At 68.0% G+C, this 12,319-nt stretch carries 11 protein-coding genes; 5 read left to right on the top strand and 6 right to left on the bottom strand.

Annotated elements, in window-relative coordinates; all coding sequences use genetic code 11:
- Nucleotides 1-167 precede the first annotated feature (167 nt).
- Complete coding sequence (locus tag AC3EO7_RS28840) at nucleotides 168-941, top strand: TIGR03084 family metal-binding protein (RefSeq protein ID WP_435592944.1); 774 nt, start codon at nucleotides 168-170, stop codon at nucleotides 939-941.
- Between the two features lie 527 nt (nucleotides 942-1,468).
- Here AC3EO7_RS28840 and AC3EO7_RS28845 read toward each other — a convergent pair.
- On the bottom strand, nucleotides 1,469-2,365 hold the full coding sequence (locus AC3EO7_RS28845; RefSeq protein WP_435592945.1) for an RNA polymerase sigma-70 factor: 897 nt from the start codon (nucleotides 2,363-2,365) through the stop codon (nucleotides 1,469-1,471).
- Nucleotides 2,366-2,547: 182 nt separating this feature from the next.
- Between AC3EO7_RS28845 and AC3EO7_RS28850 the strand changes: the two genes are divergently transcribed.
- The gene (locus AC3EO7_RS28850; RefSeq protein ID WP_435592946.1) at nucleotides 2,548-3,243 is read left to right on the top strand and encodes an NAD(P)-dependent oxidoreductase; all 696 of its coding nucleotides are present in this window, start codon (nucleotides 2,548-2,550) and stop codon (nucleotides 3,241-3,243) included.
- Between the two features lie 33 nt (nucleotides 3,244-3,276).
- On the opposite strand, the gene AC3EO7_RS28855 is transcribed toward AC3EO7_RS28850, so the two are convergent.
- Complete coding sequence (locus AC3EO7_RS28855) at nucleotides 3,277-3,624, bottom strand: winged helix-turn-helix transcriptional regulator (protein WP_431971764.1); 348 nt, start codon at nucleotides 3,622-3,624, stop codon at nucleotides 3,277-3,279.
- Nucleotides 3,625-3,663: 39 nt separating this feature from the next.
- Between AC3EO7_RS28855 and AC3EO7_RS28860 the strand changes: the two genes are divergently transcribed.
- Entirely contained in the window at nucleotides 3,664-4,260 is a 597-nt protein-coding gene (locus tag AC3EO7_RS28860; RefSeq protein ID WP_435592947.1) for a carboxymuconolactone decarboxylase family protein, read from the top strand.
- Nucleotides 4,261-4,298: 38 nt separating this feature from the next.
- Here the strand turns inward: AC3EO7_RS28860 and AC3EO7_RS28865 are convergent, their stop codons facing one another.
- Both AC3EO7_RS28865 and AC3EO7_RS28870 read right to left on the bottom strand, forming a co-directional pair.
- On the bottom strand, nucleotides 4,299-5,471 hold the full coding sequence (locus AC3EO7_RS28865) for an alpha/beta hydrolase (protein WP_435592948.1): 1,173 nt from the start codon (nucleotides 5,469-5,471) through the stop codon (nucleotides 4,299-4,301).
- Between the two features lie 71 nt (nucleotides 5,472-5,542).
- Nucleotides 5,543-6,202 carry a maleylpyruvate isomerase family mycothiol-dependent enzyme gene (locus AC3EO7_RS28870; RefSeq protein WP_435592949.1) on the bottom strand — a complete coding sequence of 220 codons (660 nt, stop codon included), beginning with the start codon at nucleotides 6,200-6,202 and terminating at the stop codon, nucleotides 5,543-5,545.
- Nucleotides 6,203-6,273: 71 nt separating this feature from the next.
- On the opposite strand from AC3EO7_RS28870, the gene AC3EO7_RS28875 reads away from it, so the two are divergent.
- Nucleotides 6,274-7,209, top strand: coding sequence for a helix-turn-helix domain-containing protein (locus AC3EO7_RS28875; RefSeq protein ID WP_435592950.1), 936 nt, complete (start codon nucleotides 6,274-6,276; stop codon nucleotides 7,207-7,209).
- Between the two features lie 209 nt (nucleotides 7,210-7,418).
- On the opposite strand, the gene AC3EO7_RS28880 is transcribed toward AC3EO7_RS28875, so the two are convergent.
- Nucleotides 7,419-10,400, bottom strand: a complete 2,982-nt coding sequence (locus AC3EO7_RS28880) for a tetratricopeptide repeat protein (RefSeq protein WP_435592951.1) — start codon at nucleotides 10,398-10,400, stop codon at nucleotides 7,419-7,421.
- 170 nt (nucleotides 10,401-10,570) lie between these two features.
- On the opposite strand from AC3EO7_RS28880, the gene AC3EO7_RS28885 reads away from it, so the two are divergent.
- Nucleotides 10,571-10,762, top strand: coding sequence for a hypothetical protein (locus AC3EO7_RS28885; RefSeq protein ID WP_435592952.1), 192 nt, complete (start codon nucleotides 10,571-10,573; stop codon nucleotides 10,760-10,762).
- A gap of 293 nt (nucleotides 10,763-11,055) precedes the next feature.
- On the opposite strand, the gene AC3EO7_RS28890 is transcribed toward AC3EO7_RS28885, so the two are convergent.
- Nucleotides 11,056-12,273: a transcriptional regulator gene (locus tag AC3EO7_RS28890; protein WP_435592953.1), complete on the bottom strand. Its 1,218-nt coding sequence runs from the start codon at nucleotides 12,271-12,273 to the stop codon at nucleotides 11,056-11,058.
- Between the last annotated feature and the right edge of the window lie 46 nt (nucleotides 12,274-12,319).

Raw genomic sequence — 12,319 nt, forward strand, 5'->3', positions numbered from 1 at the left:
GCCGCGACGGGGAGTCAACGCCCGACCGTGCGGAAGAGAGAAATTGGCGGACGCCGCATTCTCGAACGACCGATATGCGGCATTTCCAGATGCGCCGGCTGTGTGGCACGGTCGGCGTCTATCTTGGTGGTGATCATGTTCGACCATGCGCGTGAAGGTGATACTGGATGTTGGATTACGGTCTTGATACGTCCGATGTGGAGCGCGATCGGGCTCTGCCCGACTTGGTGGCTGAAGGAGATGAGCTCGACGCCTTGGTGTCAGCGCAGGCCGACTGGTCCAACGACACGCCGGCAGTGGGGTGGACGATCGCCCACCAGATCGCTCATCTTGCTGCTGCTGATGCGAACGTTCTCATCGCGATACGAACCCCGGAGGCGTTCGACGCCGTGCTGAAGCAGGCCGAAGCCGCAGGCAGTCGATACGCTGATCTCGACGCTGCCGCGGGAGCTGCGAAACCGCGATCGGTACTGCTGGAACAATGGCGTGCCGGTCGAACCGAGGTGGCGGCGGCGCTGCGTGATGTTCCACTGGACCATGGGTTTCCGTGGTACGGCTCGCAGTTGACCGCCGCGCTGATGGTGCCGCTTCGACTGATGGAGACGTGGGCTCACGGGCAGGACGTTTTCGATGCGCTGGGTGTCTCGCGCCGTCCGACGGGTCGGCTGCGGCATGTGGCCTCCTTGGGAGTCGTAGGGCGAGAGCTGTCGTTCTACGCGGCCCAATTGCCTACTCCGGCAGAGCCGTTTCGTGTCGAGCTGACCGGTCCCGACGGCCAGACCTGGGTCTGGGGTCCAGAAGATGCCGGGCAACGGGTGCGAGGCAGTGCCCTCGACTTCTGCCTTCGAGTCACCCAACGCAGGCCACTGGCCGAGACCGACCTCGCGGCGGTCGGCGAAGACGCACGGAAGTGGCTGGAGATCGCTCGCGTTTTCCTCTGAAAAGGTTGGGTCCCTGAGCCACTGATCCAGACGTTGAAGGTCCAATCGGCTCGAAGAGTGCAGCCCGTGCGCACATCGGCATGAGCTCGCACCGTCGACGGCGAGTAGTGGCCTGAGATGTTTTCGGGCTGTTGATCTTCCGGCAGGCCAGTACCGCACTCCGACCGGGAACGTTCACCGGGTCCGGTGATCAGGTGGCCTTTGTGAGCCGCCGACCCGATGACGTGGGCGCCGCACACGGAACTCGGAATGAGGAACGGTCGCGATATCACTCAGTCCCTATGCGGCAGGCGTGGGTTCTGGGCCCGGGGAGGGGGCGGTGGCCCAGGCACCGGGACCGGCGGTTGCGATGCTGGAGCTGGCAGTGAATTTGCGAGCAGAACGGATACCGCCGCAGGTCCGAAAAGGCCGAATGCCAGACCGAACCCGACCACAACGTGGACCGTGCCCCCATTCCACTCGCCTGGGTACCGCGCCTGGACAGCAGCATCGGTGCGACGACGGCTTCGGGCCGGTCGTCCTGGGCGTCAACGGTCCAGTGTGGTTTCCCGGTGAAGGTGCTCGAGCTTGTGGGGGTTGCGCACGTAGTAGAGCCCGGTGACCAGGCCGTTGTCGATCCGCACCGCGACGACGCCGTCGATCTCTCCGTTGAGTCGGATGACCAGTGCAGGCCAGCCGTTGACGTGAGCGGGTTCGGCCGAGGACGGCCCACCCATCCAGCCCGTGCCGCCGCTCACCACACGTAGCACGCGATCGGCGCCCACGATGGGCCGCAGCGTTGCCTGCTTGACTCCGCCGCCGTCGCCCAGGAAGACGACATCCGGCGACAGGATGTCGAGCAGGCTCTGTAGATCGCCGGCTTCGACGGCTCGTTGGAACGCTCCGAGCGCTTGCCGGGCCTCGACCGCAGTCACGGCTCCGCGCGGCCGGCGCGCGGCGACGTGTGCGCGAGCGCGATGGGCGATCTGGCGGACCGCGGCCGGGCTTTTGGCCACGGTGTGCGCGATCTCGTCGTAGGCGATGCCGAACACTTCGCGCAGCACGAATACCGCTCGCTCGGTCGGGGCGAGCGTTTCGAGCACCAGCAGCATCGCCATCGAGAGGTTGTCGGCCAGCTCGACGTCCTCGGCGACGTCGGGCGTGGTGAGCAGCGGCTCGGGCAGCCAGGGGCCGACGTAGGACTCCCGGCGGCGGCCCAGGGTGCGCAGTCGCCGGATCGCCTGCCGGGAGGTGATCTTGACCAGGAAGGCGCGTTGATCGCGCACCGTGCCGAGATCGACGGCTGCCCATTGCAGCCAGGTCTCCTGCAGGACGTCCTCGGCGTCGGCGGCTGAGCCGAGCATCTCATAGGCAATGGTGAACAGCAGGTTGCGGTGGGCGACGAAGGTCTCGGTGGCGGGGGCGGTGCGTTCGCCGTCGCTCATGGTGTGGTCCTGTCTGCCGGGCTTCGTCGACGATGTCATGCATCAGTAGCGAGCACCGACCGCTGTGTGACACCCGGACGTGGTGGTGCTCGTCACAGGGCCGCGCCGTCACAGGTGCGCGGCTGCCGGGCACTTGTGTTCGCCCCACTACCCTTCTCCAGCTTCTAGGAAGGACAACCGTCATGCGTATCACCGTCTTCGGCGCCAATGGTCCCACCGGTCGTCTGCTGACCGGTCAGGCACTGGCTGCCGGGCATCAGGTCACTGCGGTCACCCGGCAGCCGAAATCGTTTCCGCTGCACCATGATCGGCTCGAGGTGGTGGGCGCCGACGTGCTCGATCCTGCGGCCGTCGATGCCGCCGTGGCGCAGCGGGATGCGGTGCTGTCGACGCTCGGGGTACCCGCCGGGAAGGAACCGATCAGCACCTATTCGCGCGGTGTGGCCAATATCGTCGCGGCGATGCAGCGGCATCGGGTGCGTCGGCTCGCCGTGGTCAGCTCCAGCGGGGTCGATCCACACCCGTACTCCGACGGTGGGATCCTGTTCAACCGGGTGCTGCTCCCGTATGTGACGCGGGTGCTGGGCAAAACCCTCTATGACGACATGCGGCGAATGGAAACGCTGATCCGCGCCACCGATCTGGACTGGACGATCGTGCGCCCGAGTGGGCTCTACCACCTGCCGTCGGTCACCGACTACACCGTCGTCGAAGGCCACGCCGACGGACGGTTCACCGCCCGTGTGGATCTGGCGGCGAGTCTGCTGGCCGTGCTGGACGACGACCGCCACCTGCGCACAGCGGTCGGCGTCATCACCACCGTAGACAACCCCACGCTGTTCCGGTGGATTCGTCGCGAAGCACTGGCCCGACAGTAAGGACGGTTTCGGCGCAGCGACACGGGCGGGTTGTCACGGCTGCCAGTCCGCTGCCTTGGGTCGCCAGTCAGCGGCCCACGCGTCGAGCTGGGCGAGACATTCGAGAAGGGTCCTGCCCTGTCCGGTGAGCAGGTAGCCCTCGCCGGCGTGCTCGACGAGGTCGGCCTGCCCAAGCTCACGAAGCCTGTCTGCCAGGACGCTCGAGGAGACGCCGTCGCATCGCTGCTGTAGTTGACGGAAGGTTGGAGTCGAGTCGTCTCGTAGCTCCCACAGGACTCGCAGCGCCCAGCGCCGGCCCAGGAGGTCGAGGAGCGCCATGATCGGGCGGCCCGTGCGTGAGCCGCGGACCTTGCGGCCGGGGAGTGGTGTTGGTCCTGTCATCTGCTTCCCTTTCCGAAGCATCAAAGCTAGCATGTGTTAATGCCTCTGAAATCGAAGCAACCACGAATCGAACCGCTTTCACCGCCGTACGACGAAGAAGCCGGCGCAGCTCTCGAGCTCCTCGGGCATTCACCCATCCAGCTGTTCCGGGTGTGGGCACGGCGGCCGGAGCTCGCTCGCTCCATCGCGGGCTGGGGAAGCTATTACTTCTCCCGGCGCTCCGCTCTCACCCTCCGCCAGCGCGAGCTGGTCATCGACCGGACGACCGCGCTGTGTGGCGCCGACTACGAATGGGCCGTGCACGTCGCGGGCTTCGCCGAGAAGGCGGGACTCGACGCCGCACAGCTCAGGTCCCTCGCGACCGGAAAGCCCGCGGACGCCTGCTGGGACGCGACTGACCGTGCCGTGCTCGAAGCGGTCGACGAGCTCCATGCGACCTTCGATCTCTCCGACGAGACCTGGGCGAACCTGGCCGCCGTCACCGATGAAGATGCCGCGCTCGAGCTGGTCCTGATCTGCGGTTGGTACCACGCCATCTCATTCGCCGTCAGGGCGCTCCGCCTGCCTCCCGAACCCGGCACCGAGTCGATCGCCGCGTTGGTAGGGATGGAAAAGGAAGGCGCGGGTCCAGAGTAGCGGGGAGTCGACGCTCGGCCGTGTCGAAGAGATACCCCCTACGCTCCAAGTCCCGCGCGGAGCATTCCGGCGATCTGCAAGACGGCGTCACGCGCGCTCGGCACTACCGTCATGTTGAGGAAACCGTGAATCAATCCCGGAGCGCGTTGCAGCACAACCCGATTCCCGGCGGCGCGCAGTGCGGCGGCATAGGCCTCGTCCTCGTCGCGCAAGGGGTCGAAGGCCGCGGAGATAAGGATGGCCGGTGGCAGACCGGACAGATCTTCGGCCAACGCGGGTGAGGTGCGCGAGTCGGAACCGTCGGCGTTCCCCGGCCCCGACAGGTAGTGCCCACGGCACCACTGCCGATCGTCGTCGGTCAGATAGAAGCCTTCGGCGAACAGTTCATCAGAGGTGGTCCGGGCCTCTGTGAGATCGATCGAGGGGTACAGCAGGAGTTGCAGCGCGGGGACCGGGCCGCCCTCGCGCGTGGTGACCTGAGCGATCGCGGCACACAAGGTCGCACCGGCGCTGTCTCCGCCGACTGCGATGCGCTCCGGGTCGGCGCCGAGTGCCGACGCGTGCGCGACAGCCCACCGGAATGCGGCCAGCGCGTCGTCGACCCCGGCCGGGAACGGATGCTCGGGTGCGAGCCGATAGTCGACGGACAGAACCTGCACCTCGGCGTAACGGCACAGCATGCGGCACGGCTCGTCGTGGGTGTTCACGTCGCCCAGCACGTACCCGCCGCCGTGGAAGAACACCAGCAGAGGCGGCGCGCCGGAGGTGCCCGACGGGAACGGCCGGTAGTGCCGTGCGCGCAGCGGACCGTCGGCGCCCTCGATCTCGATATCCCGGACGCCGCCGACCTCGGTCCTGTCGAGCGTGAACGCCGCCGCCGTGTGCCGAACGCTCGCGCGCGCGTCGGTGACATCGGGTCGGCCCCGCCGCAAATCCGGAACGAGCGTCGCGACGCCACGCAGCTCCAGCAGTCGCAGCGCGAGCTGGATCCCCGGATCGAGCTCTTGGCCATCGACGCGGACCTGCGGCCTCCCCGACAGGCGCAGCCGAAGCCAAGACGGCGCATGCAACAGCCGCCTGCCGATCCGCGCCACGAGCCGGTCGACGACGGACACAGCCTCCGCAGGCAGCGGCGGCAGCTCGTCGATGGTCGCGCGCCCTGGAGTGGGACGCGTCGACTCGATCACCCGTTCGCTCTCGCTGTTGCTCACGACGACCTTCCTCGGTGCGTGGCGACTCGAATTCCGTAATTTCTACGATGCACCTCCGACCGGACCTATCGCTAGAGCAATCTGTGCTCCGAGGTCAACCGTGCCACCCCTTCCCCGGTGAGCTGTTCCAGCGCAGCCGCGCGACCGGTCACCAGCAGCAGCAAGGCCGTCGAGGACCCCTCGATCACCGGTCCGTCACCGACGGCCCACTCGTCGTCGGTGGCCACGAGCCGGTAGCCGGCGAACTTCTCGCGGGCATGGAACGGGGAACCCATCACCCAGACGCGTTCGATGGCCGATCGCGCGGCGGCGACCGGCATAACCCGCGCGATGCCGAGGGGGACGGCGATGTCCTGGCCGTGCACGAGCACATCCATCAGCCGGTCGGCCGGGGTCGTGCCGAGAGCCGCGACCCGTGTGTCGATGCTGTCGCTCAGCTCGGCGAGCAACTGCGCGGTCGTGCGGCGCTGCGCGTGACGAACGGCGGTGTCGCGGATCAGCCGATGGAGATCGCCGCGGGCGCGAATCAGATTGACCAGGATCGAGCCGAGATTCGGCCGGGCGGACAGGATCACGTGCGCGACGACATCACGCACCCGCCAGTCCGCGCACAGGGACGCGTGGTCCCAGGCCGCTTCCGGCAGCGACGTCAGCAGTTCGACCATGGTCGCGCGCTCGGTGGCGACAGCCAGCCAGATCTGCTCGGTGGTCATCGGTTCGTAGGCGGCCATTCGCATTCTCCTTCTCCCGGTGGACGTTCCAGTACGGTAGGAATTCCAGTGGGGTGGAGGTTCCAGCGATTGTGACCGAGAACACGCGCCGTGACGGCTTGGTGAGCATCGGAATGTTGTCCCAGAAGACCGGCGTGCCCGTCCGCACCCTGCGCTTCTACTGCGACGAAGGCATACTCCAGCCGCACCGCAGCTCGGGCGGCCACCGGCTGTTCGATCCGGTGACCACGGTCGATCGGGTGCTGTTGGTGCGCAGGCTTCGCGGTCTCGGCCTGAGTCTCACCACGATCGTCGGCGTCCTCACCGACGCCGTGTCGATCACCGAGGCCGTGGCCGCCGAACGGACCGCGCTCGACACCGAATTGGGCGCACTGCGATGGCGGCGGGCCTCGCTGGTCGCCGTCGAGGACGCACCACCGATGCGACGAGCCGCGCGCTTGGCACTGCTCGCCACCGTGCACGACCGCCACACCGCCTACGACGGCCTCGTCGGATTCTGGCGACGACTGCTCGCTCCCCTGCCGTCGGACATGTTCGACGGGTTCGTGGGCATGAACATCCCGGCCCCGCCGACCGATCCGACTCCCCGTCAAGTCGTCGCCTACGCCGAACTCGTCACCGTCACCAGCGATCCGGCGGCGGCGCCCGCGATGTCACGCCAGCTCTGGCGGCCCGACCCCACTGGCATCCACGACAAACGAGAACTACTGACCGGAGTCGCCGAAGCCTGTGCGATCGCAGGGCCACTGGTCGTCGGCCACGTCGAACCGCGGCCGGGAGCCGAGCTCGATCAATTCCTCGCCGCCCACGCCACCGCGCGCCGCGAACGCGACACACCGCGCTTCCGGCAGCGAATGCTGCACGGCGGCAACGACACCGATCCGCGCATCCACCGGTACTGGAAGCTCACCACCGACATCACCGGAGAAACCACCGCCGGAGCCGCCCATTACTGGCTGTACCGGGCGCTCGAACGAGCAACCAGCCCTGCGGCACCGGTGCCGTGAGGTCTCGACAACCTACCCCGATCGACAGGCACGGCGAGAGGGTCGCCGACCGAGAAGGTCACCGCACGCCACCGACCCACGAACTCGCAAGCAGCTGACAACCTCTCCAGGAAAGGCCACCATGACCGACTCGCCCGAAAAGTCGAACGGCGGCTTGTTCACCGGAACCGCCTGGCATTACGCCCGCTATCGGCCGGGCTATCGACGGCTTACTCCGCATCGCTGGTAATCGACGCGAGAAAGGTTGCCGCCGAGGCGGCTTCGGGCACCCCTGCACGCCGGTAGATTTCGACGGCAGCACGCAGATCGTCCACCGCTCGTGCTCGATCGCCGAGTGCGAATCGGCTGCGGGCGAGACCTTCCAGGGCTCGGGCCTCCTCGAGGCGTCCGCCGGTTCGGTGACCGAGCTCGAGCGCTTCGGCGTAGTGCGCCGCGGCTTGTTCGTGCACACCGATCGCGGTGAACAGCGCGCCGAGCTTGTTCGAGACCGTCGCGTGGCCGAACGCGTCGCCGAGTTCTGTGAAGATGCGCAGCGACTCGTCGAAGCGGGCGGCCGCGTCGGCGTACTCCGCTGTCGCCACGTGCACCGAGCCGAGCTCGGCGAGCGCCTCGGCCTCGGCGTGCCGATAGCCGAGATCGCGGCAGATCCGCAGCGCCTGCTCGTGGAGATCCCTTGCCGCACGGTAATTCCCGACCGACCGCGCGACGACTCCGAGACCGTTCGCCGCGTCGGCTCGACCTTCCGGATGTGCCAGGTCACGATAGAGCTCGGATGCTTGCTCGAGATGCCCGTTCGCCGCGCGGTGATCGCCGAGCGCGGCGTAGGCCATCCCGAGTTGCAGGAGCGCGTAGGCCTCACCGAGACGCACACCGACGTCTCGATAGAGCGATCTGCTCTGCGTGTGCAGCTCCAAGGCCGCGGTCGAGTCGCCGGTCAGTCTGATGGCGACTCCCCGATTGTTCAGTGCGGTGGCTTCGCCGTAACGGTCACCGAGCAGGCGGTAATAACGCAGCGCCTCTTCGTGCAAGCGCGATGCTTCGCCGTGATCGCCGGTCAGTCTCGCCACGATGCCGAGACCCTGTAGAACGCCCGCCATCCCCCGTCGGTCGCCGAGCTCCGCGTAGATCGCCAGAGCCGCTTCGTGCAACTCCGCGGCCTGGGCGTGACGACCTCCGGCCCGGTGCACGATGGCGAGGCTGTTGAGCGCGGACGCCTCACCGCAGCGGTGGCCTGTTTCGCGATAGATCGTCAATGCTCGGCCGTGCAGTTCGGCGGCCTCCGCGTAGTCCTGATCGTCCGAGAACCAGCGTGTGGCCCCGAAGTTGTTGAGCGCGTTGGCTTCACCATGACGGTGTCCCAGCTCGCGATAGATTGCGAGCGCCGCTCGATGCGCGTCCGCCGATTCGGGGTACCGGCCAGTGAACCGGTAGACGACACCGAGACTGTCGAGCGCATCGGCTTCCGCGGACCGATCACGCAGCCGACGCGCTGTCTCCACCGCCAGTCGGTGCAGCCGGACCGCTTCGCCCCATGGTCCGTCCCGTTCGACCAGACTCGCCAGGGACGCGGCCAGCATCGCGACCCTGCGCGGGTACTTCGACGCCGCGAGGTCGAGGCAGGCCAATAGGTTGGCGCGCTCGAGTCGCATCCACGCCAAAGCGGCGCGCTCGTCGTCGAATTCCGGGCCCGATTCGGCACGCTGCGCAGGCTCGACGGATGTCGTCGTGGGTTGGTGCAAACGGGTCAGGAGCCGGCTCGCGGCCGCCGAGCGGGACTCGAAGTAGCCGAGCAGTCCGGACAAGGCTCGGTCGATCACCTCGGCCGATTCCGTGGCGCACAGCGTGCGTGCGTATTCCCTGAGCAGGTCGTGAGATCGGTAGCGGCCGCGAACTGTCGCCTCGAGCAGGTGGTCGGCATACAGGGCTTCCAATTCGCGACGCGCCTGGCCGGGTGCGCAGTCCCACAACGCCGACGCCGCGGCGACATCGAGCTCGCTGCCGGGGTGCAGGCCGAGCCATCGGAACAACTGCTGCCGTCGAGCGGGTAGACGGTCGTAGGACATCGTGAACGCGATCCGCACGGCGCGGTCGCCGACATCGAGTTCGTCCAATCGGCCGTTGTCGAACGCCGCGAACTCCTCGGCCAGCTCGGCGATGCTCCAGGCGGGATGATGCGCGACACGACCGGCGAGCAACACGATCGCCAGCGGCAAGTACCCGCACAGCGCCACGATGCGCCGTACCGCCGCGGCGTCGGCGTCCGCGCGCCGCTCCCGGTTCGCCATCGCGGCGAACAGCTCCGCCGCGGGCTCCGGTTCGAGCAAGGACAGGGGAAGCGGCGTCGCTCCGTCGAGCGCGACCAGCCGTCTGCGACTGGTCACCAGCGTGAAGCACCCGCCGCCCGTCGGAAGCAAGGGTTCGATCTGGTGGACGTCTCGTGCGTCGTCCAGTACGAGCAGAATGCGCTTGTCGCTGGAGCGATCTCGCCACAGGTCGCGCCTGCCGGGCAAACTCTCCGGAATGCTCCCGGGGTCCATGCCCATGCCGATCAGCAGCCGTGCCAGCACGTCGTCGGGGTCGACAGCGCTGTGGCCCGGAGTGTGCGCGTGCAGTTCCACGAAATACCGGCCGTCGGGGAAGGCGGGCGCCAGCCGATGCGCCGCGCGCGTGGCCAATGCCGTCTTCCCAACGCCTGCCATTCCGTCGACGGTGACGATCCGCGACGGACTGTCCCGGTCCGCGAGGCGCAGAATCCGCTCCAGCGCATCGTCTCGGCCGAGCAGCGCCGCGACATCCCTGCGCAACGCGCTCGTCACGACGGGACGCGATGTCGGCACGAGTGAGCGCACCGGATCGTCCTCCGGCTCGACCGGGCCCGGAGTGACAGCGCGCTTGCGCGCGTCGCGGCGCAGCTGCTGCCAGCTCGACAGCGTTCGCCCATCCAAGGCACGGCCGGCGGGCACTCGCCCGGACCTGCCGTACAGATAGCGCAGCACGGTCTCGAATCCGCGTTCGTCGCGCGGCACGACGACCGCGTCGTCGTCGGCGTGGAACCAGCCCGACAAGGTGTTGACCGGGACCGCGCCGCCGATCGCCCGCGCCATCGCGGTCGGCGACGGCGCCCCTGCCGCCGCATGCAATTCGCGCCATCTGGCGAGGAATACCGCCCGCGCAGAATCCCCGTCGCTCACCGGCGCGGTCCCCGATCCGGCTCGGCCCGACTCGGTACGAGTCGCGAACCCGTGAAACCGCCGCCGACCTGGGCACGGCCGCACGGAATCGGCTTCGGCGGCTGGTGATCATCGACGTTCGCGAGCTGTATGGAGACCAGCACTTTCACCACTCTCCCGAATGGAAAGCCATGTCGCTCATCACGAAAGCCTTGCTGATGACCTCCGCGGTCTCGAGCGCCCTCGTCGCGGGCATGGTGGCCGCCTTGCTCGCCAAGGCGGACGGAGCCACCGTGTGGGCGGCGATCCGCGCCGGAGGCGTCGGCTTCGGCGCCACCCTGACTCTCCTCATACTCACCATCACCACCTGCGCGATCCTCTGAACAGAGTCGCATACGACCGGTCCAGCGGCGTCAGTGCCGGGACGACTCGCCGAAGACCTGGCAGGCATTGTCCGACAAGCGATACACACCACCGCGCAACCATTGGTCGTGCCATGCGGCAGCTTTCGAAAGAACACCGGGAAACCGGTCAGCCGGATGGTTGCACGGTCACCTTCACGTTCTTCACGATCGGCTGGTCGCTCTGTGTGCTGTAGTCGCCGATGGGGCACAGTACGTTCATTTCCGGCATGTAGCCGACCGCGTCGAATGTGACGCGGCCACGCCGGTGCGGCTCAGCTGCGCGTCGCCGCGCGAAGGCGAGCGGTCGCGATCGCGCGCCGCGCGTCGGCGGCGGGTAGCAGACGGCAGGCGTGCTCGTGAATCTCGCTGTCCGTGAGGGCTTTCTCGCCGTATCGCAGCGCCAGCGCGGGGTCGTCCGAGGCCAGGACCGCGGTGCGGACGCCGACCTCCAGGTACTCGCGCCATTCGACGATGCCGGGTGTCTGCGAACCGGGAAGCAAGGGACCGCGATACAACCGGACCGCGGTGGCGGTGTCCCCGGCCGCCAGCGCGGCGAGGACGTCGGCGGCGTCGCACGAGAGCGGGGTCGCCAATCGGTAGATACGGCTGGTGATGTCGCCGACCGTGGTGCGGCGCAGATGGGAGACGTCGGCCTTCACGGTGCTCGCCGCGGGCGCGCGGTCGCCGTAGATTGCCAGCTGCAATCGCTCCGGCGTGAAACCGTCGGGTTCCAGCGCGAGCAAGGTCAGAATCTCGAAATGTCTGCGTCGCAGTGGGATTCGTTTGTCTTCGCGCATCAGTTCGGCGCCGCCGAGACAGGTGAGCCTGGGGCCGGGCGCGAGTGCCCGCCTGTTCTGCTGCAATTTCGCCTCGATGGCGGTGGCCAAGGTCCGCACGGTCGACATGGCGAGCGGGTGCGACCGGTCCCACGTGGTGGACAGGTCGAGCACCCCGAGCTGCCGTCCGTCCGCGCCGCGGATCGGCGCGCAGTAGCAGACCCACTCGTGCAGTGCGGCCACCAGATGCTCCGCGGCGAACACACTGCTCGGCTGCCCGGTGCGCAGGGTGAGCGACAGTGCGTTGGTGCCCATGTGGATCTCGTCCCATCGACCGCCCGGCGCAAAGCCGACGCGTTCGGCGCGCCTGCGCATCACCGCCCCGCCGTGTGACCACAGGATGGTGCCGTCCTCGTCGGTGACGGCGGCGACGAAATCGGAATCATGGGTGATGGCGTGCAGGTGGTCGGACAGTTCCGACATCGGCGCGCGCAGTGGGGATTCGGCCCAGCGCCTGCCCACGTCGTCACCGGCGGCGGGAGCGCAGTTCAGTTCGGGATCGACGGTGCGCCGGGATCTCATCCAGGACTGGGCCACTTCGCCGCGCAGCTGGGAGCTGTCGATCCCCGCGGCCGCCGCGCGGGCGGGCACCCAGCGCGCCCATTCCTTTTCCAACGCGGCGCGGCGCTGCGAGAGGGAGTCGTGTCCTGCCATCTCGCGACTGCTTCCCTCCGTCCTCGGCCGTCCGCGGTTCCTCGCT

It is taken from the genome of Nocardia sp. bgisy118, assembly GCF_057708605.1.